We start from the raw sequence: 25,169 nt of genomic DNA on the forward strand, positions 1-25,169 counted from the left end.
CCTTTCACCGCTCCCCCCTTCATCGGTACTCCGAAAGCCTGCGCCCGATGCCCAGCAGCGCGCCCGCGGCGGCCAGCACCGCGAGGACGGCCGCGCCCGCCGGGAGCCCGCTCATCGCGTCCCGGCCGTTGCCGGCCGCCTGCTTGAACTCGCTCTCCTCGTGCCCCAGCGCCGTCTCCAGGTTGGCGTCGACGCTGTCGAAGCACTCACCGGTCGGCTTGTCGGCCTTGGCGCCGATCACCTTGTCCAGGGCGCCCTGGTAGTCACCCGCGTCGTCGGCCGCGCGGGCCTCCTGGTGGCGGGACTTCCACTCCTTCATGTTGGCGGTCGCGGCCTCGACGGGCTTGGTGCCCGCCGTGTCGTCGGCGAGGCCCTCGGCCACGGCCAGGCCCTTGGTCAGGGTCTTCATGTCCTGCTGGAAGTCGTAGTCGTAGAGGTCCACGGAGGTGCCGTCGGCCAGCGCCTTGGTCTCCGCGCCACGGCTGACCAGCGTCAGGTTCTCGTTGCCGCGCGCCTTCAGGGAGGCGATCCGGGCGTCGTGCAGCACGTTCAGTGAGCGCACCCCGTGGTCGTACGAGGAGTTCAGCCCCGCGCGGGCGACGCTGTGGCCGACGACGAGCCAGAGCAGCACCACCGCGGAGGCGGTGGTGGCGGCGACCAGTCCCTGGTTCAACACCCGGTTGGTACGAAGGTAATGGCGCCGCTGGGCCCAGACGAGACCGCCGAGCGCCAGCACACCGAGGCTGATCGCGGCCCAGGGGTAGGGCTTCGCGTCGGCGTAGTCGGCGCTCAGCCGCGCGTTCTCCCGCTTGTAGAGGTCCTCGGCCGCGGGGAGCATCTGCTTCTGCATCTTCTCGTTCGCGTACCGCAGATAGGCGCCGCCGAGCGGGTAGCCCAGCCGGTTGTTGGCGCGGGCCCGCTCGATCAGGCCCTTGTACTCCGGCAGCAGCTGGTTGAGCTTGGTGATGGTGTCGGCCGACGGGGAACCCGGGTCGGAGTTGGCGGCGGCCGTGATGAGGCCCTGCGCCGCCGTCCTGATGTCCTTCTCGTACCGGTCGCGGGAGTCCGCGGTCTCCTGGCCGCCGGCGAGGAAGCCGCTGGAGGCCGCGGTGTTGGCGTCCGCGAGCGAACGGTAGATGTCCGCCGCGCCCGCGCTCAGCGGCTGGCTGCTGTGCAGCACGTCGTCCGCGGCGGTCGAACGTTCCGTCATCTGCCAGGCGGTGACCGCGCCGAAGGCGACGACCAGGAGGGCGAGGACGGCGCCGACGATGCGCAGCCGGCCGGGTTCCGTCGTCGCCGCGATGCGCAGCCGGTCCACGCCTTCCGACCAGGCGGTGCGGCGGGGGAGCGGGGTGGGTCTGTCGGGCGGCACGGGAGGTCCGGACTGCGGCCCCGTCATCGCCCCCGTCCCCGTGGACGGCGGGGCCGTCGCTCCGGATTGTGGCGGGACGGCCGGCATCGTGGGCGTGGCCGGTGGCGCCGGGCTGCCTTTCGGCGGGTGTGTCACTTGACCTCCCCCATGGTCATCCGTCGGTCACCTCCCCGCGTGTGCGGGAGCACGAAGAGAGGTGCACGGCCGCAAGTATCGCCGCCGGGACTGACATCCGCACAGGCCTTGACTGGATCTTGTTCGGATTGCCGTCCACCCTTTGTGCCGCGGTGGCCCGTTCGGACGGCAGCACCACGCTCGACGCTTCGCGCCGCCCCCTGACCATCAATACGCGTTCGGTATGTGTTCGGTTCCCTTTCGGGTGGGGGCGAGGGGAGTTGTTCAGGGGGCCTCGTAGAACGCGCGTACGTGGGTGTGGAATTCGGGCGGGGCCTGTACGTGGTCCAGGCCCAGGAGTGCGGCTCCCAGGACCGGACGTGCGGCGACCACCGAGGGGACCGCCTTGGGGGCCTGCGCCGCCAGGAGTTCGCGGATGCGGTCGTCGAGTTGGGGATGGCGGGCGGTCAGGACGCCGCCGCCCAGGAGGACCGGGGTCTCCTCGGACAGCAGGTCCAGCCGGGTCAGCGCGACCGTGGCCATGGCGACGACCTCCGCCGCGAGCCGGTCCACCAGAGCGCGAGCGACCTCGTCCCCGTCCGCCGCCGTGGCGAACAGCACGGGCGTGAGCTCGTACCGGCGGCCGGGCTCGACATACTCCAGGTGCAGCGCCTCGATCAGGGCGTACATGGAGGACAGCCCGAAGTGCGCGGGCAGGGTGCGGGACAGGGCGGTGGGCCCGCCCCGGCCGTCCTCGGCGCGGGCCGCGTGCCACAGGGCCTCCTCCGCCAGGCCCCAGCCGCCGCCCCAGTCCCCGGAGACACGGCCGAGCGCCGGGAAGCGGGCGGTGCGTCCGTCGGGCCGCATCCCGACGCAGTTGATGCCGGCGCCGCACACGACGGCGACCCCGCGCGGCTCCGCTATCCCGGCACGCAGGATCGCGAACGTGTCGTTGCGCACCTCCACACTCGTGCCCCACGCGCGCGCGTGCAGCGCGGCCGCCAGCTGTTCCTCCTCCACGGGGAGATCGGCGTTGGCGAGACAGGCGGAGACATGGGCCACGGAGCCGACGCCCGCTTCGGCGAAGGCCCCGCTGACCGCCTCGGCCAGGGCGTCCACGGCCCGCTCCACCCCGACCGTCGGCGGCCGGAAACCCCCGCCGCGCCCCGTGCCGATCACCCGCCCGTCCACGGACACCACCGCGGCGTCGGTCTTGCTGTTCCCCGCGTCGATGGCGAGCACCAGACCCGCGGGGCCGGATCCGGCGGCCGTCCCGACGCCGGATCCCGATGAGGTCATGCCCACGCGAGGTGCTCCCGGTTGTGCGCGATCAGCTGGTCGGTGAGGGTGTCGGCGTACGCGTACTGGCCGATGAGGGGGTGGGCCAGCAGGGCCCGGAAGACCCGGTCGCGACCCCCGCGCAGCGCGGCCTCCAGGGCCAGGTCCTCGTACGACGTCACGGCCGCCATCAGCCCCGCGTACAGGGGATCGACCGGTGGCACCGGCAGCGGTGCCGGGCCCTGCGAACCGACCGCCGCCTGCACCTCGATCACGGCGTCGTCCGGGAGGAAGGGCAGCGTGCCCTTGTTGTACGTGTTCACCACCTGGTAGGGGCTGCCGCCCCCGCCGAGCAGCGCGGCCGCGAGATCGACGGCTGCCTCGGAGTAGTACGCGCCGCCCCGCTTGGCGAGCAGCTCCGGCTTCTCGTCGAGTGCCGGATCGCCGTACATCTCCAGCAGCTCCCGCTCCATCGCGGCGACCTCCTCGGCCCGCGAGGGCTTGGTGCGCAGCTCTCGTACGACCTCGTCGTGCGCGTAGTAGTAGCGCAGGTAGTAGGAGGGGACCACGCCCAGGCGGTCCACGAGGGTGCGGGGCAGGTGCAGGTCGTCGGCGATCGCGTCGCCGTGTTCGGCGAGCAGTTTCGGGAGGGCGTTGTCGCCCTCGGGGCCGCCGAGGCGTACACCGGTTTCCCAGCTGAGGTGGTTGAGGCCCACGTGGTCCAGATGGACGTCCGCGGGTGTGACTCCCAGCATTCCGGCGAACTTGCGCTGGAATCCGATCGCCACGTTGCAGAGCCCGACCGTCCTGTGCCCGGCCTGCAGCAGCGCGCGGGTGACGATCCCGACCGGGTTGGTGAAGTCGATGATCCAGGCCTCGGGGTTGGTGCGGCGGACCCGCTCGGCGATGTCCAGCACCACCGGCACCGTGCGCAGCGCCTTCGCCAGGCCGCCCGCGCCCGTGGTCTCCTGGCCGACGCAGCCGCACTCCAGCGGCCAGGTCTCGTCCTGCCGGCGGGCCGCCTGGCCGCCGACGCGCAGCTGGAGGAGTACGGCGTCGGCGCCCTCGACGCCCGCGTCCAGGTCGGAGGTCGTCACGATCCGGCCGGGGTGCCCCTGCTTGGCGAAGATGCGTCGGGCCAGGCCGCCCACCAGCTCCAGGCGGTCGGCGGCCGGGTCGACGAGGACCAGCTCCTCGACGGGCAGGGTGTCCCTCAACCGGGCGAAGCCGTCGATGAGTTCGGGGGTGTAGGTCGACCCTCCGCCGACCACGGTGAGTTTCATGTGTGTCAACCCTTCACTCCGGTGAGCGTGACGCCCTCGACGAACGCCTTCTGTGCGAAGAAGAACACGAGGATCACGGGCGCCATGACCAGCACGGTCGCGGCCATGGTGAGGTTCCAGTCGGTGTGGTGGGCGCCCTTGAACGACTCCAGACCGTAGGAGAGGGTCCAGGCGCCGGGATTCTCGGACGCGTAGATCTGCGGGCCGAAGTAGTCGTTCCAGGCGTAGAAGAACTGGAACAGGGCCACGGCGGCGATCCCGGGACGCGCCATCGGCAGGACGACCTTCAGCAGTGTCTTCAGGTCCCCGCAGCCGTCGACCTTCGCCGCGTCGAGATACTCGTTCGGGATGGTCATCAGGAACTGGCGGAGCAGGAAGATGGAGAACGCGTCGCCGAAGGCCATCGGGATGATCAGCGGCCAGAGGGTTCCGGACAGGTCCAGCTGTTTCGCCCAGAAGAGGTACATCGGGATGATGACGACCTGCGGCGGCAGCATCATCATCGAGATGACCAGCATCAGCGAGAGGTTCCGGCCCCGGAAGCGGAACTTGGCGAGCGCGTACGCGACGGGGATGGAGGAGACGACCGTCAGGGCGGTGCCCGCGCCCGCGTACAGCAGGGTGTTCTTCCACCAGGTCAGGAAGCCGGGGGTGTCGAAGACCCTGCGGTAGTTGCCCCACTCCCAGGTGTGCGGGATCAGGTCGCGGCTGAGCGCCTGCGAGTCGCTCATGAGGGAGGTGAGGAAGACGAAGACGAAGGGCAGGACGAAGAAGAGGGCGGCCGCGACGCCGAGGGAGTGGATCGCGACCCACTCCAGGAGCGTCCTGCGGCGGGCGGTGCGCTCGGCGGGGGTGACGGCCTGGGGCCGTGACTGCGCCGGCCGGTCCAGCACCTGGGTGGTGGGTGTCTGTGTCATGGTCATTCACCTGCCTGGATGAGACCGCCCCGGCGCCGCATCAGGAACGCGGTGAACACCATGGACAGGGCGAACAGCACGAGCGCGACCACACAGGCGGAGCCGTAGTCGAAGCGCTGGAAGCCGAGGTTGTAGACCAGCTGCGGCAGGGTGAGCGTCGACTTGTCGGGGTAGCCGGGCTCGAACTGCGTACCGGCGCCCTGGATGACACCCGACGCGACCTTCCCGGCGATGAGTGGCTGGGTGTAGTACTGCATGGTCTGGATCACTCCGGTGACCACGGCGAACATCACGATCGGCGAGATGTTCGGCAGCGTGACGAACCGGAACCGCTGCCACGCCGAGGCGCCGTCCAGCTCCGCCGCCTCGTACTGCTCCGTCGGTACGTCGAGCAGCGCGGCCATGAAGATGACCATCAGGTCGCCGATGCCCCACAGGGCGAGCAGGGTGAGGGCGGGCTTGGACCAGCTGGGGTCGTTGAACCAGCCGGGGGCCGGGATGCCGACCTTCTCCAGGATCGAGTTGACCGGCCCCGTACCGGGGTTGAGGAGGAAGGCGAAGGCCATCGTGGCGGCGACGGGCGGCGCGAGGTAGGGGAGGTAGAAGAGGGTGCGGAAGACGCCCGTGGCCGTCTTGATCTTCGTGATCAGCAGGCCGATGCCGAGTCCGAAGACGACCCGCAGGCTGACCATGACCAGCACCAGCCACAGGGTGTTGCGCAGCGCGGGCCAGAACAGCGGGTAGTGCTCGAAGACGTACGTCCAGTTCTTCGTCCCGGTCCACGTCGGCGGTTTGAAGCCGTCGTAGTGCATGAAGGAGAAATAGACGGTCGAGATCAGCGGATAGGCGAAGAAGACCGTGAAGCCGATCAGCCAGGGTGACATGAAGGCGAGGGTGCGCAGTGCCGAGCGGCGGCGCTTCGAAGCCAGGGTGACGGTGCTCATGTCCGTGTCCGTCTGCTACTTCGCCTGCGCGATGTCCGTGTCGATCTGCTCGGCGGTGCTTTCCAGACCCGCCTTCAGATCCTTCGCCTTGCCGCTCTCGTAGTCGTATCCCAACTGCTGGAGCGTCACCAGGTACGTACCGCCGTTGATGGACGCGGGAGACGTCGTCGAGTTCGGGTTCGAGGCGATGTCCAGGAACGTCTTGAAGCGCGGGTCGTACTTCAGATTCGGGGACTTGAGTGCCGCGAGCGTGGACGGGACGTTGTGGATGGCATTGGCGAAGCCGACCACCGCGTCCGTGTCCGTGGTCATGTATTTGACCAGTTCCCAGGCCGCGTTCTGCTTCTTGCTGGTGGCCGCGATGCCCGCGATGGTGCCGGTGATGTAGCCCTTGCCGTACTGGTCGGCCTGGTCGTCGGGGACCGGCAGCGGGGCGACGCCGATCTCGAAGTCCGGCTTGGCGTCCTCGGCCATGCCGAGCCGCCACTCGCCGTCCAGCTGCATGGCGACCTGGCCGGTGTGGAAGGGGTGCTTGGGGCCCCATTCGTCGCCCAGCTTGGAGCGGTACTTCTCCAGCTTCTGGAAGCCGCCGAGTTCGTCGACGAGCTTCTTCTGGAGGGTGAATCCGGCGGCGAAAGCGGGGTCCTTGGCGATGTTCGACTTGCCGCTGCTGTCGAAGTACGTCGGCGAGAACTGCCCGAAGTAGTGCTCGGTCGTCGACTCCCAGCCGTGGTAGTTCGGCATGAAGCCCAACTGGGAGTACGAGTCGCCCTTGGAGACGGTGAGCTTCTTGGCGTCCGCCTCGAATTCGGACCAGGTCTTCGGGGGACCGGAGATCCCGGCCTTCTTGAATTCGTTCTTGTTGTAGTAGAGCCCGTACGCGTCACCGAGCAGCGGCACCGTACAGCGGTCCCCGTCGAACTGGGTGTACTCGTTCATCGCCTTCGGGAAGGTCGTCGCCGGGTCGATGTCCGCCTTCTTGAAGAACGGGTTGAGATCGACGAGCGCGTCGGAGGAGCAGAACTTGCCCACGTTGTTGGTGGTGAACGAGGAGATCACGTCGGGGGCCTTGTCGCCGCCGGAGCGCAGCGCCTGGTTGATCTTGTCGTCGGTCATGTTGGCGACGATGTCGACGTGGATGTTGGGGTGCGTCTTCTCGAAGCCGGCGATCAGGGACTTCACGGCCGCGACCTCGCCGGGCGCGCTCCAGGCGTGCCAGAAGTTGATCGTCGTGTTCTTGGAGGCGTCGTCGCTCGCGCCCGAGGACGACTGGCCGGTGCAGGCGGTGGTGAGCAGGGCGAGGGAGGCGGAGGCGGCGAGAGCAGTGGCGACTTTCCTGGATGTTCCGGGCATGGCGGGGTCTCCCTAAGGCAGGGCAGGGGCGGTGGTGTGCGCGGGACGGGGGAGGCTGTCGAGGGGTGGGACTCAGCGGGAGGTGTCGAAGACCTCGTCGCGGGTGGCCGCCAGCGCGCTCTCCAACGCGCCGCGCAGCACGGGGTGTTCGTGTACGTCGCCGACCACGAGGCGCGGTCGCGAGGCGGCCAGCTCCTCCAGCTCGGCCTGCACCAGGGCGCGCAGCGGTTCGCCGCCGGCGGTGAGCGAGGCACCGCTGAGCACGACGAGTTCGGGGTCGAGCACGGAGACGAGTGAGGCGAGACCGGTGGCGAGCCCGGTCGCGTACGTCTCCAGGAGCCGCAGGTGCGGCCCCTCGTTGATGCGGGCGGCCTGCTCGACGAGGGCGGCGGCCACCTCGGTGTACGGTCCGGTCGGCACCGGCTGGACGCCCAGTTCGCGGGCGAGTCCGGGGATGGCCTGGGAGCCGGCGAGCTCCTGGTAGCCACCGCTGTTGGCCTTGGTCACCTGGCGTACGAGGGGCGCGCCGGGCACCGGCAGGAAGCCGACCTCGCCCGCGCCGCCGGTCCAGCCGCGGTGCAGCCGGCCGCCGAGGACGAGGGCGGCACCGAGTCCCCCTTCGTTCCACAGCAGTACGAAGTCCTCGTGCCCCTGTGCCGCGCCCAGCCGCTGTTCGGCGATGGCGACCAGGTTGACGTCGTTCTCGTACTCGACCGGCATGGGCAGCGCTGCCGCGAGTTCGTCGAGGAGGCTGGGGCTGTGCCAGCCGGGCAGGTGGGAGGCGTACCGCAGCCGCCCGGTGTTGGGGTCGAAGGCACCGGGTGTGCCGATGACCAGCCGGTGGACGTCGTCCCTGGACAGCCCCGCCGCCTTCACGGCGCCGTCGAGGGCGTCGGTGACCTGGCGTACGACGGGCCGTGCGGGGCGGCGCCCGGGGGTGAGCAGTTCGTACTCGCCCACCGTCCGCCCGGTGACATCGGCGACGGCGGCGAGGACGCGCTCGGGGGTGACGTCCAGGCCCGCCGCGTACGCCGCGCCCGGATTGACGGCGTACAGCTGGGCGTTGGGGCCCGGGCGCCCCTCGCTCGTACCGGTGGCGAGCACGAGCCCGGCGGCTTCCAGCCGGGCGAGGAGCTGTGAGGCGGTGGGCTTGGACAGCCCGGTGAGCTTTCCGATCCGGGTGCGCGAGAGGGGTCCGTGCGCCAGCAGCAGATCGAGGGCGGCGCGGTCGTTCATGGCGCGCAGGACGCGCGGGGTGCCCGGCGTACCGGCGGATCCTGCCATGGTCTCGACACCTGCCTTTCGACTGTCCAGCTTCTCAGCGTGGCTGCTGGGAAGTCCACCGGGGTGGTCACTGTTAGGAAAGTTTCCTGTTCGGTGGGGGGAACGTAGGCCTCAGGTGAGGGAGGCGTCAATACCGGCCGCCGCCGGCAACGAAGTCGTTACCTCGGGAGGACTGCCGGGTCACCCTTCGGCGGGGTGGCGCCGGGGCCCAACTGGTCGGTCAGGCAGGCGAGATACAGGGCCATGGTGGTCCGGTGCTCACGCAGCGGACGGCCGGTGATCTGCTCGATCTTGTGCATTCGGTAGACGACGGTGTTGCGGTGGATGTGCAGGGCCGCGGACGCGGCCACCAGGTTGAACCCGTTCTCGCACCAGGCGGTGATGGTGTCCCGGAGCACCGGCCAGTCCGGCTGGGCGCGCAGGTCCGCCGCCGCGGTGAGCTCCAGCAGGCGGTGGCGGGCGGGCTGGCTGACCGCGGCCAGGACCTGGTGGACCCGCAGATCGGCGATCGGGTGGACGGACGACGTGCCCGCCGGCCGGCCGCCCAGGCGGAGTGCCTCACAGGCGTCCTGGTAGGAGTCGTGCAGACCGCCGACGGTGGCGGCCGGTTCGCCGATGCCGGCGCGGGCGCTGAGACCGTCCTGGGCGGCGATGACGTCGGTGACCCGTCGGCAGTCGGCGGCCGGGGAGGCCACCGGATTCCGGACGGCCGGCGGACGGGTCACCGCACTGCGCACCGCCCAGGGCGAGATCCCCTGCTCGGCCGCCGTGATCGCGGCCGGCATGCGCTCCCCGGACCTGCTGCGCTCCCTGGGCAGTCCACTGCCCCTCCAGGCGGGCAAGGGCTACAGCTTCTCGGTCGATCTGGACCCGGCGCCCCGGCACACCCTCTACTTCGGCGAACGCAGGGCCGTCGCCTCACCGATCGGCGGCACCACGCGGATCGGCGGCACGATGGAGCTGAGCGGCAACGACAACCGCCTCGACTGGCGTCGGATCGTCGCCGTCGCCCTCGCGAGCCGGCACTACCTGGGCCGCTGGTTCGACGACCCGGACGACCTGGTGAGCCTGATCCGCGACCCCTGGATCGGCGGGCGCCCGTTCCTGCCCGACGGACTCCCGGTGATCGACCGTGTCCCGGGCCACGACAACGCCTTCGCGGCCACCGGCCACGGCATGCTCGGCGTCACCCTGGGCCCGGTCACCGGGCACAGGCTCGTGGAGTCCATCCGCACGGGTGACCGGCCGGAGGCGCCGGCACCGTTCCGCTTCGACCGGCTCCGGGGCTGACGGAACGCCCAGTTGCCTGAGCGGGTCGTGAAGGAGCCCCCGCCACGGACGAATTCGTCCGTGGCGGGGGCTCCTTGGGGCGGGTCGGAGAAGGACCCGTCCTCGTCTACTTCACGTCGACGTAGTCGCCCGCGGCCGTCGCGGCGCCCGTGGTGGCCGAACCCGCGAACGTGTAGCGGTACGAACCGTCCACCGAGGCCTTGACCGTGGTGGTGAGGGCGCCCGCCGTGCCGGAGGTCACCGTCTTGACCGTCTTGTACGCGGTGGCGTTCTTGGCCTTGAACTGCAGGGTGACCCGCTGGCCCCGGTAGCCGGAGTACTTGCTGGTCGCCCAGTCGGCGCGGGTCAGCGAGCCCTTGACGGTGAGGGTCTGGCCCTTCTTCACCGGCTCGGGGGTGGCGTCGGTGGTGAGCTTGGCGGCGCGCTTGACCTGTGCGGAGCCGAGCGGGCCCCAGAGGTCGTAGCTGTAATTCACGCCGACGTGGCCGTCGGAGCCGTCGGTGTCCTGGGACATGCGGCCGTAGAAGCCGGCGGACTTCCAGGTGCCGGCGTCCGACGCGTCGTACAGGTAGTCCTGCGGGTCGAGGGCGATGACCTCCGTGCAGGACTCCGTGACCGTGGTGGCGGTCGTGGTGGTCGCGGTGCAGCTCGGAACCGCGTCGGGCTCCATCTCGTTCTCTATCTTCGAGAGTGACGCACCGCGGTAGAGCGTGACGCCCGCGAAGTTCGTCTTCTGGTCGATGACGAGGTCGGCCGGGCGGGTCAGGGTGTACGTGATCGGGATCTTCACCGTGCTCGTGGTGCCGACGACGATCGCCTTGCCCTTGTTGACCACCACCTTGGAGAAGGTGAGGTCCGGCGTGGCGGCCGACGCGGACGGCACGGCCAGGGCGGACAGGGCCAGGGCACCGGAAACGACGGCGCCTATGGCGTACTTGCGCATGAATTCCCCACATTCGAAGCGGGCCCCTGGGCGTTGAGCTCCAGAACAAGGGCCGCTGTTGAGGCGACAGTAGACGGCCTCCGGATGTGGCCGAAATATGGGGGGTATGTGAAGGGGATCAATTTCGAGGGCGCGCTCCGGACGCATCACGGCTTCGTCACAATCGGCAGATGCACAGGTGGGAGTGGGTGCGGAGCTTTGAGGTGATCTGCGACGTTGGGGACGGTGATGCGACGTCAAAGGGGGATGGTGGCGGGTCGATATCCGGTCACCTTCACAGGTTCTTGTTCATAGGATCCGGCCACATGAGGGTGAACCGTTTGGTGCGGGGTGGGGCGGGGCGGGGGCCTCGCTCATGAAGGTCGTGAAGCTGCTGATGGCCTGCTGGCGTGCGGCCGCGGCCAAGTGCGTGCCGTTGGCGCTCACCATGATGTTCATCGACCTTGTGAACGACGGTTTCACGTGGGATTTCGTGAGCGGGGAACTGGTCTTCATCCCTCTGATATGGGGGATCCTCACGTTCGCGACGGCGGCTGTCGGGGTCCGGTCGCTGCGGCGACGGGCCGGTGCGGCCGGCATCCCGCTCTCCGTCGAGGCGCTGGACGACCGACAGACGCACGTACTGCGCCCGGTGCCCGTCTCGGACGGGTGGCAGGAGCGGGTCCGCGAAAAGCTGGCGGCATCGGAGCGGGCGTTCCTCGTCGCCGAGAAGGGCCACGAGGAGATCCACTTCCGGTGGCGTCCCGGGCGGGGGAAGCAGTCCGTCTGGGGATCGATGTCCTTCGACGCGCCCTCGGGAGACGTCGTCCTCGACGTCCGGGACGGTGAGGGACTCCTGGGGGTGGCCGGACTGGGCAAGGGGTCCTCGTTCGCCGCGGTGTGCCAGATAGCCGGGGCCACCGGGCTGGAGTCCGGGACCGCCCGTGGATGAGCAGCCGTGGTACGGCGTCCGGTGTGTCTTCCGCCATCGTGAACTGGGCGTCTACGAGGAGCGGGTGACGCTGTGGACCGCCGGCTCCCTGGACGAGGCCATCGGCCGCGCGGAGGCCGAGGCGGGCGAGTACTGCGCGGCGCTGGAGTCCACCGAGTACACCGGCTTCGCCGAGGCGTTCCGGATGGACGGGGTGCCGGGGGAGGGGGCCGAGGTCTTCTCGCTCATGCGGGAGAGTGACCTGCCTTCCGGCGCCTATGTGGGGAAGTTCTTCGCGACGGGGCGTGAGCGGACCGGCTGACGGCTGAGCGTGGGTCCTGATGTGGTGAACTGCGCCCAGACGGTTGGGGTGAGGCGGAGTATCGGGCCGTCGGGGGACTTGGAGTCGCGGATGGCTATGGTGCCGGGGATGTTGCGGGCGACTTCGAGGCATTCGCCGCCGGAACTGCTGTAGCTGGACTTTATGAAGCTGAACTCAGGCACGGGTCAGATCTCCTGGCGGATGCGGTCGATGAGCAGAGTGGCATCGTGTTGGGCGAGGCTGAGGCGGGCCGTCCGGTCGAAGAAGCTGCTGTACGTGGCGCTCTCGGGCTCGTTCTCCACCCATACGGTAGAGACGATGGTGTCCACGTGCACCACGTCGACAGCTTCCGTCTCCGCGAACGAGACGATACTGAACGGGCCTGTGATGCAGGGGTGCCCGCCCGTATGGAACGGGAGCACCTGAAGGCGGACGTTCGGGAGTTTCGCGACGTCCAGCAGATGCTCCAACTGGGCGCGCATCACGTTCGGACCGCCGACCAACTGCCGTAGCGCCGCTTCCCAGATGACCGCGTACACCTTGAGCGGATGTTCGTCGTGCAGGCGTCCCTGGCGGCGCATGCGAACCTCCACGATGCGCTCGATCTCGTCCGGGTCCTCCCACACTCCATCGCTGACGGCCAGTGAGCGTGCGTACTCAGCGGTCTGGAACAAGCCTGGGATCAGGGAGAGCTGCCAGGTGCGGACCCTACTGGCGATGTCCTCCATCGCGATGTACTCGGCCAGCGCTCCCGCGTTCGGTGAGTGCTGCCACCATCCCTTGGCCTTGCGACGCTCGCGGTCCAACCTTGCCAGCTCCATTAGTCGGCCGACGACTTTGCGGTCCTCGGTGCCGTAGAACTCGCACAGCACCCGGATGTCCGGGTCTCGCATCGGCACCCAGCCGCGCTCCATCTTCACGATCTTGGTGCCGGTCGCGTTGATGGACTCGGCGGCCTGCTGCTGGGTCTTGCCTGCCGCATCACGCAAACGCAGGAGTTCGCCACGAGGACCGTCTCGACTACACCCCCCTCGCCCGCAGCGTCACCCCCGCCCGCCGCAGAGCCGCACGGCTCGTCACGGAGTGGGGGCACCCCGCCCTCGCCGGGGACGTCGCCCTTGTCGTCTCCGAGCTGATGACCAACGCGCTGCTGCACGGCAGCCTCCGGGACCGGCTCATTCGCGTACGCATCACGGCCACCGACTCCGTACTCCGGGTCGAGGTGAGCGACCCGCGCGGCGAGCGGCTGCCGGGTCCGCGTGCGGCGGAGGGCACCGAACAGTTCGGACGGGGGCTGTTACTCGTCGGAGCGCTGGCTCATCGCTGGGGAAGCGAGCCCCGGAGCATCGGCAAGACGGTGTACGCGGAGTGGGGCCTGACGGGGCGAGCCGATCTGTTCGCGGGAGCGGAGGAGTGACGGGAATGGCGCTGGCGTGGGCACGTGCCGAAAAGGCGCTGGACGAGCGGAAGGGGCGGCCGATGACCATGCCGTACGCGGACGGGGACGGTCCGCTCATCCCCCGGCCCGAGCTCACGCTTCCGGCCCTGCGTCAGGCGGTGGCGACGGTCGCGCCGTCCCGTCTCCCCGAGTTCTTCGAGGACCTGCAGAAGGCCTTTGTGCGGGCCGGTGACGAGGACAGTGTCGTACCGATCCGGATGTTCTACCGGCAGTGGGGCGTCGTCGTCGAGATCGAGCGGCACCCCGAGACGGCACGTCGCCTGCACGCCGCCGAGCAGGCGATCAGCGGCCCGGACCCGGCCGTACGGGACCGCGCCATCCGCGAGGCCGGTGAGATCGTGCGGGCCGCGCACCGTGAGGTCACCGGTGGCTGACTGGCACTGGGAGCCGTTTCAGGACAACCTGTTGGACGGGCTCCCGGATGTGGCGCGCGCCGAGAGCCGGGGGCGTCTCATGCCCGACTGTCTGACGGATGCGCGCGGGGAGCGAAGAGGCGTGGTGCAGGTGAGCTGGTGTGGGTGACGGCTTCCGGCCGCACGGCGAGACCTCGCGGAATGTGACCGAGTGTCACTCAGCCGTCTCCAGGAAGGCAGCCGTCTCAAGCGTCGGGTACGGAGCGGGCAGCGGGAGCGGCTCGCCCAGGTCGACCTTGATGTCGGAGTCGTAGTACGCCTCCGTGGGGTCGTCGCCGGGGAGGATCGGGTCGGTGTAGCAGTGGGCCGTCTTCGCGTTGCGGTTGATCAGGACGTAGACGGGGACGCCCGCGGCGGCGTAGGTGCGCAGCTTGGGGCCGGTGTCCGTTTCGTGGTTGGTGGAGGTCACTTCGCCGACCAGGGTGATCATGTCGACGGGGTACCAGCCCTTGTGCGCCTTGAGGTACGAGTCGTCGAGCTCGGTGGGCTCGCGGCGTAGTACATAGAAATCCGGGATGAGCAGGGACATGGTCGTGCCGTCCTTGTGGGCGGCCCGGTAGCCGTTTCCCATGCCAACCAGGTGCCCGGCTGAGTCGAACTGAACGGCGAGCTTGAAAGCCCCGTTGTTGTGCTTGTGGTTCGGCTGCGGCGGCACGATGACCGTCCCCTCGACGTACTCGGGTCGAATGGGCGCCTCAGACGCCTCTTCGAACGCGATCAACAGATCGATGGGGTCCTGCAGCGGGTTCATGACCGGCTCCATGATGGGTTCGGCGCTCATCGATGGCTCTCCCTCGTCACGCTGATGCCAGGCTACGCCCGTGCCGGGTGCCCCGGCAGAACGATGGGCCAATCGCACGCCCTGCTGCCTGGCAATTCCGTGCGCGTTCACTCGAACGAGCGTGCTGAACCGTTACGGCGGTCAGGGGGCGCACGTACGAGGGGGCGGCACCCGGAACACCCGGGCGCCGCCCCCTCGTACGTGCAGCTGCAGCCTCTACTTCGGAGCGCTCGACGAAGCCGGAGCCGCCGCGGGCGCCGGGACGATCGGTGTCGCCGCCTCCGACTGCGGGGACGCCGGGTTGCCGAGGACCGACGGCGCGGCCACCGCGGCGGTCGGGTCGACGGGCTCCTCCTCCAGGGGTGCCGTGGGGCCGCCGACGATGCGGATGTCCGCGGCGTCGAAGGCGCGCTTGACGCGCCAGCGGAGTTCGCGCTCGACCGAGAGGGCCTTGCCGGGCATGGTCTTCGCCGAGACGCGGACGACCATCGAGTCGAGCAGGACGCTGTCCAGACCCAGCACCTCGATCGGACCCCACAGGCGCTCGTTCCAGGGCTCTTCCTTGCTCATCGCCTCGGCGACCTCGTTCAGGACGGAATGGACGCGGTCCAGGTCCTCCGAGGCGCGGACGGTCACGTCGACGCCGGCCGTGGCCCAGCCCTGGGAGAGGTTGCCGATGCGCTTGACCTCGCCGTTGCGGACGTACCAGATCTCGCCGTTGTCGCCGCGCAGCTTGGTGACGCGCAGGCCCACCTCGACGACCTCGCCGGAGGCGACGCCCGCGTCGATCGTGTCGCCGACGCCGTACTGGTCCTCCAGGATCATGAAAACGCCGGAGAGGAAGTCCGTGACCAGGTTGCGGGCACCGAAACCGATCGCCACGCCCGCAACACCGGCGGAGGCCAGCAGCGGGGCCAGGTTGATCTGGAACGTGCCCAGGACCATCAGCGCGGCCGTGCCCATGATCAGGAAGGAGGCGACCGAGCGGAGGACGGAACCGATGGCCTGGGAGCGCTGGCGGCGGCGCTCCACGTTCACCAGGAGGCCACCGAGCGCCGTGCCGTCGACCGCCTGGACCGTGCGCGTCATCCGGTCTATCAGCTTGGTGATCGCCCGCCGGACCACCACTCTCAGTACCACCGCGATCACCAGGATCAGCAGCACGCGCAGACCGATGGCCAGCCACGTGGACCAGTTCTGCTCGACCCAGCTCGCGGCGTTGTTCGCGCCTTCCTGGGCGTCCTGAAGCGTGGGGACCGTAGGGTCCGTCGTCGCCGAGGGGGAGGGCGACGGGGTGGACCCTGCGGCCGGCAGGACGGTCGAGAACACGGCAGGTACCTCCAGGCGTAGCGGTCCGCCCGCGGCTTGGGGACATGTGTGGGCACCGGCGGGCAGAACCACCACACTAACGGGGCAATGTGCGAGGCTCGTTGCCATGCTCGGGGGAGAGACCGTCCTCACCTGGGGAGGAATGAGGGTGTGGTCGAAAACACTCCCAGCCCGTTACCGGCACATGGTGGCGCTTCCACCAGGCAAGAGGGGAGACTGACTGCAGATCGTCCCGGCGCGAGCCACGCGCCGCCGGCGTAATAGGAGGCATCCGTGCCGCATGTCCTGGTCCTCAACGCGTCGTACGAGCCACTCGGCGTCGTACCGCTCCGCCGCGCGCTCATCCTCGTCCTGGAGAACAAGGCTGTCTGCCTAGAGGAATCCGGCGCCTTTATGCATAGCGCAACCGTTACTGTCCCCGCACCCAGCGTGGTCCGGCTGAAGAGGTTCGTACGGGTCCCTTATCGGGGGCCCGTTCCGCTGACCAGGCGAGCGCTGTTCGCCCGCGACGGCGGCCGGTGCATGTACTGCGGTGGCGTCGCAACCAGCGTCGACCACGTCATCCCGCGCTCCCGCGGGGGTCAGCACGCCTGGGACAACGTGGTGGCGTCGTGCCGCCGCTGCAATCACACCAAGGCCGACCGTCACCTGGTCGAGATCGGCTGGCGCCTGCGCCATAAACCCGCCCCGCCGACGGGGCTCGCCTGGCGCATCATCGGAACGGGACATAGGGACCCGCGCTGGCTGCCTTACCTGCAGCCGTACGGCGCGGAGGATGCGATGGCCCGGATCGACGGCATTTCCGCCTGACGATCCGGGCTTTTGTGTTCCTCCGTACGGCGTTCCCACCGCCCGTTCCGGCTCCCCAGGAGGACCCCCGTGCCTCCCGGGGAGCCGGCCGTGTCCGCAGGTCAGGTGTAGCGCAGCTCGGCCGGGTGCACGGAGCGGCGGAGCAGCGGCAGTGACGTGGCGGCGGCCAGCAGACAGGCCGCGTGGACGACTACCGGTACCAGCAGCGGCAGCAGCGGCACCGATCCGCTGCCGGCGAGACTCGCGTACCAGACGCTGATCGCCATGCCCCCGGCGCCGGCCAGCGCGACCGCGGGAGCCAGCGGCAGGGCGGTCTCCAGGAGCAACGCCCTGCCCAGTACGGCCTGCGGCACTCCGGCGGCGGCCTGCGCGGCCAGGCCCCGGCGGCGGGTGGCCAGGGACTCGGCGGTGCCCACGGCGAGCCCGGAGAGGGTGATCGCGAGGGCGATCAGGACGGCCGCGCCGGTCAGGTCGACACCGGTGGTGTAGAAGGACATGCTCGCGGCGAGGGAATGGGGCCCGCGTTCGTCGAGTTTCTGCAGCAGCACCTCCCGGACGCCGACGAAGCCGGTGCCCACGACGGTCACCATCAGGACGGCGGCATGGGTGCGGGCGGCGGCCCACGGGTCGTCGCGCAGACGTTCGGCGGCGATCAGTACCGCCGGGTTCCCGGTGCGGGCCGGGAGCCGACGCCCGATGCGCCGGGCCGTGGCGCCGGCCAGCCAGACGGCCCCCATACCGGTGACGATCACCAGGACGAGAGCCGACAGCGGAGCCGTGCCGAACCCGCCGAAGGCCCTCGGGGCCAGCGCGATCCCCACGGCCGACAGCGACAGCGACGCCACCAGGAACACGCGCCCCGGCCTCCGGCCACCGCTCGGGCGCACCCGTCGCACCCGTCGCACCCGGCCCAGCGGCGAGGCGACCACACGGCGCAGGGCCAGCGTGCTCACCAGCGCGCCCAGCACCGGAACGGCGACCGTGATCAGCGCGAACCCGGCCCACACGACGCCCGGCGGCCGCTGCCACCGGGTCAGCAGGAGCAGCGCGGAGAAGACCGTGGTGACCGCCGCGCCCGTGAGACAGGCGAGCCCCGCCTCCAGCGCGGCGATCCGCCGTACCTGGGCTGCGGAGGCCCCCGCCAGCCGCAGCCCGGCCAGCCGTCGGTCACGGTGCACGGCACCGATGCGTGCGCACTGTCCGAGGAAGCCCAGCACCGGGACCAGCAGGAGCAGCAGCGCGAGGACGATGCCCGAGCGCTCGCCGGGCCGGTCCAGCAGGCCGTTGCCGAGAGAAATGCTGTACCGACCGTCGAGCGAGGCGACCGCGACGGCGGCCAGAGCGAAGCCCGTGGCGAGGCCCGCGCCCACGGCCGTGAGCGTGACCCGCCACCACTCCCGCCGGTCGGAACCGCGGGTCAGCAGCAGGGCGAGCCGGAGTTCGGTCGTCATCGGGTCACCTCCGCGGAGGTCCCGGCCGTGCGGGTGCCTGCCGCCGTGCCTGTTCCCATGTCGGTGTCCGTGACCACGAGTCCGTCCCGCAGTGACACCTCGCGGTCCGCGTACGCCGCGACCCGGGCGTCATGGGTGATCAGCAGTACGGCGGTGCCGGACTCGCGGGCGGTGTGCGCCAGCGCGGTCATGACCTGCTCACCGGCGAGCGAGTCGAGCGCGCCGGTCGGCTCGTCCGCGAAGACGATCGCCGGGCCGGTCACCAGGGCCCGCGCCAGCGCGACCCTCTGGGCCTGGCCACCGCTCAGCTCGCCGGGCCGCAGCGACTCCTGCCCACGTACGCCGAACCGTTCCAGCCACGCACCGGCCCGCTCCCGCGCCGCCGTACGCTCGGTGCCCGCGAGCAGCAGTGGCAGCGCCACGTTGTCGAGGACGGTCAGTTCGGGGATCAGCTGCCCGAACTGGAACACCACGCCGAAGTCGGTGCGGCGCAGTTCGCTGAGCCGTCTCTCGGGGAGCCGGTCGAGGCGCTCACCGGCGTACTCCACCGTGCCCTCGTCGGACCGGACGATTCCCGCCAGACAGTGCAGCAGCGTGGACTTCCCGCTGCCGCTGGCCCCGGTGACGGCCAGGATCTCGCCGGTGCGCAGTTCCAGCGAGGCGCCGCGCAGCGCCGGGGTGGAGCCGTGCGTCTTGACGAGGCGCCGGGCCGCCAGCAGCGGACCGCTTACGTTGCCCGTATCGCCCCTATCGCTGCGCGCGCTGCTCTTGCTGTTGTCGCTCATGCGGCGTCGACCTCCGCGGTCAGAGTGGTGAGCCGGGCCGCGGTGGTGTCCATCCAGCGGAGATCGGCGTCGAGGTGGGTGAGGGCGTAGTCGGCGGACAGCACGGTCGCGAGATCGGCACCGGGGGCCGTCTTCACCGCGGTCAGCTCGCGCATCCGTGCCATGTGTGCGGCGCGTTGTGCCCGCAGATAGCCGGCGGCGTCCGTCGAGGCGAGGATCCCGACGACGACCTTGGCGAAGATCTCGTTGGCGACGAAGGGCGCCGGCGGGGCGATCTCCCCGGCCCAGCGGGCCAGTTCACGGGTGCCGTCGTCGGTGGACCGGTACGTCGTCCGCTCCGGGCCGCCGTCCGAGTCGGTTCCGTCGACCTCGGCGAGACCGTCGCGGACCAGGCGTTGCAAGGTCGTGTAGACCTGCCCGTAGGCCAGTGGGCGGGCCTGCGGGAAGCGTTCGTCGTGCCGTCGCTTGAGGTCATAGCCGTGGCTGGGCCCTCCGGCGAGCAGCCCCAGCAGGATGTGGCGGGTGCTCATGGAGATCAGTATGTACTCAATATATGTACTGAGTGAATAGTGGCGGTCGAGAATCTCTGCGATCTCTGCGATCTCTGCGATCTCTGCGATCTCTGCGATCTCTGCGATCTCCGCAATCTCGGCAGGAGGCGCCCCGGACCGCGGTCGGCGTGCCGGAGCGGAATGTGGCCATAACCACGTTGTTCGTCCGGGTACGTCTGCCGTGGCGCCCGCTGGGTAGAGCTGCGGTAACCCGCTTCCAGCCGTACGACGACAAGGAGTCCCCCCGTGGCCGCATCGGCGCACCTTCTGCTCTCGGCCCTCTCCAAACGCCCGGCTGAACCCTCCGCCGCACCCCATGTGTGTGTCTTCAGCGCCGAGGGCGCCTGCGCCGAACTGCCGCTGACCAGCGAACCTCCCCTCCCCGACGCCGAGCCGCTGACCAGTGAGCCGCCGCTGGCCGATGCCGCGCACCTGACCAGCGAGCCCCTCTCCACCGGCGCCGCAGCGGACGTCTCGGGGGTATAGATGGCGCCTTCCCCGCCCGCGGCCCCCTCGTCCGACGACTCCTCGTCCGCCGACCCTCCGGACCCGCGCGCACCGCTGGCGCGGCTGGCCGCGCTGCACGGTGTCGCCACCTCCTACAGCCCTTCCCCGGACCGTACGGTCGCGGCCACCGACACCGCGGTCGTCGCGGCCCTGGCGGCGCTCGGCGTCGACGCGAGCACCCCGGACACCGTCCGCGCGGCCCTCGCCGCCGGCGAGGCCGAGGCACGGGAGCGGCTGCTGCCGCCGACAGTGGTGTGCTGGGGCGGCGACCCGCCCGCCGTGCTCGCCGGACTGCCCGCCGGCACCCGGCTGCGCATCACCACCGAACAGGGCGAGACCCGCGCCACGGCCGAGCGACTGCCGCCCGGCGTCCACGCGTTGCGCGCCACCGCACCCGACGGCCGCGGCGCCGACGTCCACCTCGTCGTCGCCCCCGCCCGGCTGCCCGCGCCGCCCGGACGCACCTACGGACTCCTCGTCCAGCTCTACTCCCTCCTCTCCGAGCGCTCCTGGGGCATGGGCGACCTCGGCGACCTCACCGAACTGACCGCCTGGGCGGGCCGGGCGCTCGGCGCCGGATTCGTGCAGCTCAACCCCCTGCACGCGGCCGTACCCGGCGCCCCCACCGACCCCTCCCCGTACCGGCCCTCCTCCCGGCGCTTCCCCGACCCGGTGCACCTGCGGGTCGAGGACGTCCCCGAGTTCGCCTACGTCGACGACCCGGACCGGGTGCGGGCGCTGCTGGAGCGCGCCGAGCGACTGCGCGCATCCGTCCTGCACAAGGGCGCGCTGATCGACCGCGACGCCGTGTGGGAGCTCAAACGCGAGGCACTGGAACTGGTCCGCGAAGTGCCGCTCGGGCCCGGACGGCGGGCCGCGTACGTCGACTTCCTCGCCGAACAGGGCGAGGCGCTGGAGGACCACGCCACCTGGTACGCGCTCGCCGAGGCGTACGGCCCCGAGTGGCAGAAGTGGCCGACGGGTCTGCGCGACCCCCGCTCGCCCGAAACCGCCCGTGCCCGCGGCGAACTGATGGACCGCGTCGACTTCCACAGCCGCCTCGCCTGGCTCACCGACGCCCAGCTCGCCACCGCGCAGCGCTCGGCGCGCGACGCGAGCATGGCGGTGGGCCTCGTGCACGACCTCGCGGTCGGGGTGCATCCCGGCGGGGCCGACGCGTGGGCGCAGCAGGAGTACTTCGCGGCGGGCATGTCCGTCGGCGCGCCCCCGGACGCCTTCAACGCACGCGGCCAGGACTGGGGCCTGCCGCCCTGGCGCCCCGACCGGCTGGCCGCCTCCGGCTACGCCCCCTACCGCCGCCTCCTGCGCGCCCTCTTCCGGTACGCAGGCGCCCTGCGCATCGACCATGTCATGGGCCTGTTCCGGCTCTGGTGGGTGCCGCAGGGCCGGCCGCCCACGGAGGGCACGTACGTCCGTTACGACGGGGAGGCCATGCTCGCGATCCTGACCCTGGAGGCCTCGCGGGCCGGGGCGCTGGTGATCGGCGAGGACCTCGGCACCGTCGAGCCCGGGGTGCGCGAGGCGCTGCACGAGCGCGGGGTGCTCGGCACCTCGGTGCTGTGGTTCGAGCGCGACTGGGACGGCGACGGCCGACCGCTGCCTCCCGAGCGCTGGCGCACCGACTGCCTCGCCACCGCCACCACCCACGACCTGCCCCCCACCGCCTCCCGGCTCACCGGCGACCACGTCGAACTCCGCGACCGGCTCGGCCTGTTGACCGGCAACCTGGCGGAGGAGCGGGCCGCGGCCGCGGCGGAGGTGGGGGAGTGGCTGGCGCTGCTCACCCGGCTCGGGCTGCTGCACGGCGCGAGCGGCGCGGGAGCCGCGGTGTCGGAGGAGGCCGAGATCCAGGCCGTGCACCGGTTCCTGCTGCGCACCCCGGCCCGCATGATCGGCGTCTGGCTCCCGGACGCGGTCGGCGACCGGCGCCCGCAGAACCTGCCCGGCACCTGGGACCAGTATCCGAACTGGCGACTGCCCATCGCCGACGTGGACGGCCGCCCGGTGACACTGGAGGAACTGGCCGCCTCACCCCGGCTCTACGCACTGGTCGATGTGCTGCGGGCGCGCTCCGGCGACCGCGGTGGGAGTGAGGGCGAGGGTGACGTCGAGGAGGGTGCCGAGGGGGGTGTCAAGGGGGCGGGCGCGGGTGCGGACGGAGGTGCGTACGGGGGCGTGTACGGGGGCGAGTACGGGGGCTGAGGCCTTCGTATGGCACCCCGGGCGCGCGCCTCATTCAGGTGTTCGCTACGTTTGCACCGTGGACAAGAAGAACGCCCTGCGCGCCGGCGCCCTGGCTTCCGGTACGACGCTGATGATGCTGCTCATGTCGTCCCCCGCGCTCGCGCTGACCCGCGACGACGGTGACGACCCCGGCAAGGGCCTGAGCGTGATCGACACGCTCGGCCTCTACGTCGCCGCGCCGATCGTGCTGTTCCTGGTCATCGCGGGCCTCGTGATGGCCCTGGACAAGTCCCACAAGCAGCAGAAGCAGAGCTGACCCCGGCTCGCTTCCGGCTCGTTTCCCGAAGCCTCGGTCTCCCACCGAGGACTGGAATCTCTCGGTCGAGGGAGTCCGCGCACCCACTCGGTGCGCGGGCTCCCTCGACGCGTTTCACGGACTCCGACCGACGTGTTTCTATCGACGTGTTTCTACCGACGCGTTTCTATGGGTGCGGCGCCGTGAGATAGCGCTGCACCGTCGGTGCCAGCCATGCCACGACCTCCTCGCGGGGCAGTGCGACGGCGGGCGGGATGGACAGGACATAGCGGGCCAGCGCCAGGCCCAGCACCTGTGAGGCGGTCAGCGCGGCCCGCACCGGCGCCTGCTCCGGGTCGGGGCAGACCCGCAGCGCGACCGGCATGAGCTGGTCCCGGAAGATGCCCCGCATACGCTCGGCCCCGGCCGGATTGGTCACACCGACCCGGAGCATCACGGTGAGCACCTCGTTCTCCTCCCAGAGGTCGAGGAAGTGGTTCACCAGGACACGACCCACCTCGTGCGGGTTCAGCCCGGCCGGGTCCGGCAGCCGCAGGTCGACATCGAGGACCGCGGCGAACAGTCCCTCCTTCGAGCCGTAGTACCTCATCACCATCGACGGATCGATCCGCGCGTCCTTGGCGATCGCGCGGATCGTGGCGCGCTCATAGCCATCGGCGGCGAAGCGTTCGCGCGCGGCGGTGAGGATGGCGGTGCGGGTGGTGTCCGAACGGCGGGCCGCGGGGGCTGCGGGGGCCGTCGGGGGCGGGGCGGGTGCGAGGAGTTCCTTGTCGGGCATGCCAACAACCGTAGGTCAACATCTGTTGACAGTCCAGAGAGGGTGCTCCATGTTGACCAACAAGCGTTGACAAACAAGCGTTGACCAACAAGTGTTGACCAACAAGCGTTGACCGACGGATACGGATCGGTGGAAACCGACCGGCAAATGTTGACCGACGGGCGTTGGCCCACGAGTGTTGGCATCGGGAGGCCGCCATGAACGGCAAGAAGAACGGCAAGGCGAACGGCGCCACAGACACAGGTGGCACAGGTGGCACAGGTGGCACAGGTGGCACCGGCGGCACCACAGGCACTACCGGTACAACTGGCACCACCGGTGCCGCCATGCTCCGGAACGTGATCGTCGTCGGCGCCGGTCCCACCGGCCTCCTGCTGGCCGGCGACCTCGCCACCGCCGGTGTCCCCGTCACTCTCGTCGAGAAGCGCCCGCACAAGGCCGGCAACCTCTCCCGCGCCTTCGTGCTGCACGCCCGCACCCTGGAGCAGCTCGACGCCCGCGGTCTCGCCGACGACCTGGAGACCCGCGGCCGGACTCTCGACCGTATCCGCCTCTTCGGCAGGCTCTCCCTCACGCTCGACACGCTCCCCTCCCGCTTCAACCACCTGCTCGTGATCCCGCAGTACGAGGTGGAGGAGGCCTTGGAGCGGCGGGCGGTCGAGGCCGGGGTGCGGTTCGTGTACGAGACCGAGGTGACCGGACTGCGCCAGGACGCGGAGAGCGTCACGCTCGAAGTCCGGGGTGCGGACGGGGAAGAGGGGGAGTTGGCGGCCGCGTACGTCGTCGGGGCGGACGGGATGCGCAGCACGGTGCGGGAGGCGGTCGCTCTGCCGTTCCCCGGGAAGTCGGTCATCCGGTCCGTCGTCCTCGCCGATGTCCTGCTCGCCGAGGAGCCGGAGTCGATCCTGACCGCCAACGCCGTCGGTGACGCCTTCGCCTTCATCGCGCCCTTCGGCGACGGCTACTACCGCGTGATCGGCTGGCACCGCGGCCGTGACGTCCCCGACAGCGAGCCGCTCGACCTCGACGAGGTCAAGGAGATCACCCGGCTCTCCCTCGGCCGCGACTACGGCATGCACGACGCCCGCTGGATGTCCCGCTTCCACAGCGACGAGCGCCAGGCACCCGCGTACCGCGTCGGCCGGGTCTTCCTCGCCGGTGACGCCGCCCACGTCCACACCCCGGCCGGTGGCCAGGGTATGAACACCGGTCTCCAGGACGCGGCGAACCTCGGCTGGAAGCTCGCCCTGGTCGTCAACGGCTATGCGGACACGGACCTGTTGGACACCTATCAGGCCGAGCGTCACCCCGTCGGCAAGGCGGTGCTGCGCAGCAGTGGTGGGATCGTCCGGCTGGCGATGGCCAAGCGCCCCTGGACACTGGCGCTGCGCACCGCGCTCACCACGGTCTTCAACGGCGTCGGCCCCGTCGGCCGGAAGGTCACGGGCCAGATCACGGGCATCGGGTTCGCCTACCCGGCCCCGCGCGGCTCCCACGCCCTCGTCGGCACCCGCGTCCCCGACGTCGCCCTGAAGAGCGGCCGCCTCTACGAGGCTCTGCGCGGCGGCAGGTTCGTCCTCGTCGTACCGGGGGCGGCCGCGGGCTCGTACGACGTGCGGGACCGCAACGGCCGTCTCACCGTGGAGAGTTGGGCGAGCGACCGGCGTACGGCGCTGCTCGTGCGGCCCGACGGATACGTGGCCTGGGCCGCCGAAGCGCCCGACGCGGCGGCGGTCGAGGCGGCGGTGACGGCCGCGGTGGGCGACTGATCTCA

The 25,169-nt window shown here is 70.6% G+C and carries 27 protein-coding genes; 10 read left to right on the forward strand and 17 right to left on the reverse strand.

Annotated features, from left to right (window positions below):
* Positions 1-19: 19 nt before the first annotated feature.
* The 8 genes from RV986_RS34180 to RV986_RS34215 all read right to left on the reverse strand — a co-directional run bounded on the left by RV986_RS34180 (position 20) and on the right by RV986_RS34215 (position 9,330).
* Positions 20-1,459 (reverse strand): hypothetical protein, encoded by a 1,440-nt coding sequence (locus RV986_RS34180; protein ID WP_475924535.1) that lies wholly within the window; start codon positions 1,457-1,459, stop codon positions 20-22.
* A gap of 312 nt (positions 1,460-1,771) precedes the next feature.
* The gene (locus RV986_RS34185) at positions 1,772-2,785 is read right to left on the reverse strand and encodes an N-acetylglucosamine kinase (protein ID WP_475921064.1); all 1,014 of its coding nucleotides are present in this window, start codon (positions 2,783-2,785) and stop codon (positions 1,772-1,774) included.
* Positions 2,782-4,047, reverse strand: coding sequence for a 6-phospho-beta-glucosidase (locus tag RV986_RS34190; protein WP_475921065.1), 1,266 nt, complete (start codon positions 4,045-4,047; stop codon positions 2,782-2,784). Before RV986_RS34190 ends, RV986_RS34185 begins: the two co-directional genes overlap by 4 nt.
* A gap of 5 nt (positions 4,048-4,052) precedes the next feature.
* On the reverse strand, positions 4,053-4,964 hold the full coding sequence (locus tag RV986_RS34195) for a carbohydrate ABC transporter permease (protein ID WP_475921066.1): 912 nt from the start codon (positions 4,962-4,964) through the stop codon (positions 4,053-4,055).
* A gap of 2 nt (positions 4,965-4,966) precedes the next feature.
* The gene (locus RV986_RS34200; protein WP_475921067.1) at positions 4,967-5,908 is read right to left on the reverse strand and encodes a carbohydrate ABC transporter permease; all 942 of its coding nucleotides are present in this window, start codon (positions 5,906-5,908) and stop codon (positions 4,967-4,969) included.
* A 15-nt stretch (positions 5,909-5,923) separates the two neighbouring features.
* Complete coding sequence (locus RV986_RS34205; RefSeq protein WP_475921068.1) at positions 5,924-7,261, reverse strand: ABC transporter substrate-binding protein; 1,338 nt, start codon at positions 7,259-7,261, stop codon at positions 5,924-5,926.
* Positions 7,262-7,333: 72 nt separating this feature from the next.
* Positions 7,334-8,545, reverse strand: coding sequence for an ROK family transcriptional regulator (locus RV986_RS34210; protein WP_475921069.1), 1,212 nt, complete (start codon positions 8,543-8,545; stop codon positions 7,334-7,336).
* 158 nt (positions 8,546-8,703) lie between these two features.
* Positions 8,704-9,330, reverse strand: coding sequence for a PucR family transcriptional regulator (locus RV986_RS34215; protein ID WP_475921070.1), 627 nt, complete (start codon positions 9,328-9,330; stop codon positions 8,704-8,706).
* Between RV986_RS34215 and RV986_RS34220 the strand changes: the two genes are divergently transcribed.
* On the forward strand, positions 9,275-9,835 hold the full coding sequence (locus tag RV986_RS34220) for an NAD(P)/FAD-dependent oxidoreductase (protein ID WP_475924536.1): 561 nt from the start codon (positions 9,275-9,277) through the stop codon (positions 9,833-9,835). The two genes, RV986_RS34215 and RV986_RS34220, sit on opposite strands and share 56 nt — an antisense overlap.
* A gap of 106 nt (positions 9,836-9,941) precedes the next feature.
* Here RV986_RS34220 and RV986_RS34225 read toward each other — a convergent pair whose 3' ends face one another.
* Entirely contained in the window at positions 9,942-10,778 is an 837-nt protein-coding gene (locus RV986_RS34225) for a hypothetical protein (RefSeq protein ID WP_475921071.1), read from the reverse strand.
* A 355-nt stretch (positions 10,779-11,133) separates the two neighbouring features.
* Here RV986_RS34225 and RV986_RS34230 point away from each other — a divergent pair, with 355 nt between their 5' ends.
* Positions 11,134-11,709 carry a hypothetical protein gene (locus RV986_RS34230; protein ID WP_475921072.1) on the forward strand — a complete coding sequence of 192 codons (576 nt, stop codon included), beginning with the start codon at positions 11,134-11,136 and terminating at the stop codon, positions 11,707-11,709.
* Positions 11,702-12,010, forward strand: a complete 309-nt coding sequence (locus RV986_RS34235) for a hypothetical protein (RefSeq protein ID WP_475921073.1) — start codon at positions 11,702-11,704, stop codon at positions 12,008-12,010. The genes RV986_RS34230 and RV986_RS34235 overlap by 8 nt, the downstream gene beginning before the upstream one ends.
* Here the strand turns inward: RV986_RS34235 and RV986_RS34240 are convergent.
* Together RV986_RS34240 and RV986_RS34245 are read right to left on the reverse strand one after the other, a co-directional pair.
* Positions 11,965-12,192: a DUF397 domain-containing protein gene (locus RV986_RS34240; RefSeq protein WP_475921074.1), complete on the reverse strand. Its 228-nt coding sequence runs from the start codon at positions 12,190-12,192 to the stop codon at positions 11,965-11,967. The two genes, RV986_RS34235 and RV986_RS34240, sit on opposite strands and share 46 nt — an antisense overlap.
* Positions 12,193-12,195: 3 nt before the next feature.
* Positions 12,196-12,999 (reverse strand): helix-turn-helix domain-containing protein, encoded by an 804-nt coding sequence (locus RV986_RS34245; protein WP_475921075.1) that lies wholly within the window; start codon positions 12,997-12,999, stop codon positions 12,196-12,198.
* Here RV986_RS34245 and RV986_RS34250 point away from each other — a divergent pair.
* Positions 12,984-13,427, forward strand: coding sequence for an ATP-binding protein (locus tag RV986_RS34250; protein WP_475924537.1), 444 nt, complete (start codon positions 12,984-12,986; stop codon positions 13,425-13,427). The two genes, RV986_RS34245 and RV986_RS34250, sit on opposite strands and share 16 nt — an antisense overlap.
* Before the next feature lie 5 nt (positions 13,428-13,432).
* The gene (locus tag RV986_RS34255) at positions 13,433-13,843 is read left to right on the forward strand and encodes a hypothetical protein (protein WP_475921076.1); all 411 of its coding nucleotides are present in this window, start codon (positions 13,433-13,435) and stop codon (positions 13,841-13,843) included.
* 193 nt (positions 13,844-14,036) lie between these two features.
* Here RV986_RS34255 and RV986_RS34260 read toward each other — a convergent pair whose 3' ends face one another.
* Positions 14,037-14,663, reverse strand: coding sequence for a Uma2 family endonuclease (locus tag RV986_RS34260; RefSeq protein ID WP_475921077.1), 627 nt, complete (start codon positions 14,661-14,663; stop codon positions 14,037-14,039).
* Between the two features lie 216 nt (positions 14,664-14,879).
* Entirely contained in the window at positions 14,880-15,992 is a 1,113-nt protein-coding gene (locus RV986_RS34265; RefSeq protein WP_475921078.1) for a mechanosensitive ion channel family protein, read from the reverse strand.
* A 273-nt stretch (positions 15,993-16,265) separates the two neighbouring features.
* Between RV986_RS34265 and RV986_RS34270 the strand changes: the two genes are divergently transcribed.
* On the forward strand, positions 16,266-16,802 hold the full coding sequence (locus RV986_RS34270) for an HNH endonuclease (protein ID WP_475921079.1): 537 nt from the start codon (positions 16,266-16,268) through the stop codon (positions 16,800-16,802).
* A 101-nt stretch (positions 16,803-16,903) separates the two neighbouring features.
* Here the strand turns inward: RV986_RS34270 and RV986_RS34275 are convergent, their stop codons facing one another.
* Genes RV986_RS34275 through RV986_RS34285 form a run of 3 tightly spaced genes read right to left on the reverse strand, consistent with a single transcriptional unit; the run spans position 16,904 to position 19,568 of the window.
* Positions 16,904-18,253: an ABC transporter permease gene (locus RV986_RS34275; RefSeq protein WP_475921080.1), complete on the reverse strand. Its 1,350-nt coding sequence runs from the start codon at positions 18,251-18,253 to the stop codon at positions 16,904-16,906.
* Positions 18,250-19,038 carry an ABC transporter ATP-binding protein gene (locus RV986_RS34280; protein WP_475921081.1) on the reverse strand — a complete coding sequence of 263 codons (789 nt, stop codon included), beginning with the start codon at positions 19,036-19,038 and terminating at the stop codon, positions 18,250-18,252. The genes RV986_RS34275 and RV986_RS34280 overlap by 4 nt, the downstream gene beginning before the upstream one ends.
* The gene (locus RV986_RS34285; RefSeq protein ID WP_475921082.1) at positions 19,035-19,568 is read right to left on the reverse strand and encodes a PadR family transcriptional regulator; all 534 of its coding nucleotides are present in this window, start codon (positions 19,566-19,568) and stop codon (positions 19,035-19,037) included. Before RV986_RS34285 ends, RV986_RS34280 begins: the two co-directional genes overlap by 4 nt.
* Before the next feature lie 267 nt (positions 19,569-19,835).
* Between RV986_RS34285 and RV986_RS34290 the strand changes: the two genes are divergently transcribed.
* The 3 genes from RV986_RS34290 to RV986_RS34300 are packed head-to-tail and all read left to right on the forward strand — an operon-like array spanning position 19,836 to position 22,617.
* The gene (locus tag RV986_RS34290; protein ID WP_475921083.1) at positions 19,836-20,075 is read left to right on the forward strand and encodes a hypothetical protein; all 240 of its coding nucleotides are present in this window, start codon (positions 19,836-19,838) and stop codon (positions 20,073-20,075) included.
* Positions 20,076-22,319, forward strand: coding sequence for a 4-alpha-glucanotransferase (gene malQ, locus RV986_RS34295; RefSeq protein WP_475921084.1), 2,244 nt, complete (start codon positions 20,076-20,078; stop codon positions 22,317-22,319).
* Between the two features lie 58 nt (positions 22,320-22,377).
* A complete protein-coding gene (locus RV986_RS34300) occupies positions 22,378-22,617 on the forward strand; it encodes a hypothetical protein (protein ID WP_475921085.1) in 240 nt (79 codons plus the stop codon).
* Between the two features lie 166 nt (positions 22,618-22,783).
* Here RV986_RS34300 and RV986_RS34305 read toward each other — a convergent pair whose 3' ends face one another.
* On the reverse strand, positions 22,784-23,395 hold the full coding sequence (locus RV986_RS34305) for a TetR/AcrR family transcriptional regulator (protein ID WP_475921086.1): 612 nt from the start codon (positions 23,393-23,395) through the stop codon (positions 22,784-22,786).
* Positions 23,396-23,721: 326 nt separating this feature from the next.
* Between RV986_RS34305 and RV986_RS34310 the strand changes: the two genes are divergently transcribed.
* Positions 23,722-25,164, forward strand: coding sequence for an FAD-dependent monooxygenase (locus tag RV986_RS34310; RefSeq protein WP_475921087.1), 1,443 nt, complete (start codon positions 23,722-23,724; stop codon positions 25,162-25,164).
* Positions 25,165-25,169: the final 5 nt, after the last annotated feature.

It is taken from the genome of Streptomyces sp. RLA012, assembly GCF_056270325.1.

Excerpts from the sequence above, each read along its gene's own strand:
- RV986_RS34180 (WP_475924535.1), bottom strand. The coding sequence starts at position 1,459 with ATGCCGGCCGTCCCGCCACAATCCGGAGCGACGGCCCCGCCGTCCACG.
- RV986_RS34185 (WP_475921064.1), bottom strand. The coding sequence starts at position 2,785 with ATGACCTCATCGGGATCCGGCGTCGGGACGGCCGCCGGATCCGGCCCC.
- RV986_RS34190 (WP_475921065.1), bottom strand. The coding sequence starts at position 4,047 with ATGAAACTCACCGTGGTCGGCGGAGGGTCGACCTACACCCCCGAACTC.
- RV986_RS34195 (WP_475921066.1), bottom strand. The coding sequence starts at position 4,964 with ATGACACAGACACCCACCACCCAGGTGCTGGACCGGCCGGCGCAGTCA.
- RV986_RS34200 (WP_475921067.1), bottom strand. The coding sequence starts at position 5,908 with ATGAGCACCGTCACCCTGGCTTCGAAGCGCCGCCGCTCGGCACTGCGC.
- RV986_RS34205 (WP_475921068.1), bottom strand. The coding sequence starts at position 7,261 with ATGCCCGGAACATCCAGGAAAGTCGCCACTGCTCTCGCCGCCTCCGCC.
- RV986_RS34210 (WP_475921069.1), bottom strand. The coding sequence starts at position 8,545 with ATGGCAGGATCCGCCGGTACGCCGGGCACCCCGCGCGTCCTGCGCGCC.
- RV986_RS34215 (WP_475921070.1), bottom strand. The coding sequence starts at position 9,330 with ATGCCGGCCGCGATCACGGCGGCCGAGCAGGGGATCTCGCCCTGGGCG.
- RV986_RS34225 (WP_475921071.1), bottom strand. The coding sequence starts at position 10,778 with ATGCGCAAGTACGCCATAGGCGCCGTCGTTTCCGGTGCCCTGGCCCTG.
- RV986_RS34230 (WP_475921072.1), top strand. The coding sequence starts at position 11,134 with ATGAAGGTCGTGAAGCTGCTGATGGCCTGCTGGCGTGCGGCCGCGGCC.
- RV986_RS34255 (WP_475921076.1), top strand. The coding sequence starts at position 13,433 with ATGGCGCTGGCGTGGGCACGTGCCGAAAAGGCGCTGGACGAGCGGAAG.
- RV986_RS34260 (WP_475921077.1), bottom strand. The coding sequence starts at position 14,663 with ATGAGCGCCGAACCCATCATGGAGCCGGTCATGAACCCGCTGCAGGAC.
- RV986_RS34275 (WP_475921080.1), bottom strand. The coding sequence starts at position 18,253 with ATGACGACCGAACTCCGGCTCGCCCTGCTGCTGACCCGCGGTTCCGAC.
- RV986_RS34280 (WP_475921081.1), bottom strand. The coding sequence starts at position 19,038 with ATGAGCGACAACAGCAAGAGCAGCGCGCGCAGCGATAGGGGCGATACG.
- RV986_RS34285 (WP_475921082.1), bottom strand. The coding sequence starts at position 19,568 with ATGAGCACCCGCCACATCCTGCTGGGGCTGCTCGCCGGAGGGCCCAGC.
- malQ (WP_475921084.1), top strand. The coding sequence starts at position 20,076 with ATGGCGCCTTCCCCGCCCGCGGCCCCCTCGTCCGACGACTCCTCGTCC.
- RV986_RS34305 (WP_475921086.1), bottom strand. The coding sequence starts at position 23,395 with ATGCCCGACAAGGAACTCCTCGCACCCGCCCCGCCCCCGACGGCCCCC.
- RV986_RS34310 (WP_475921087.1), top strand. The coding sequence starts at position 23,722 with ATGCTCCGGAACGTGATCGTCGTCGGCGCCGGTCCCACCGGCCTCCTG.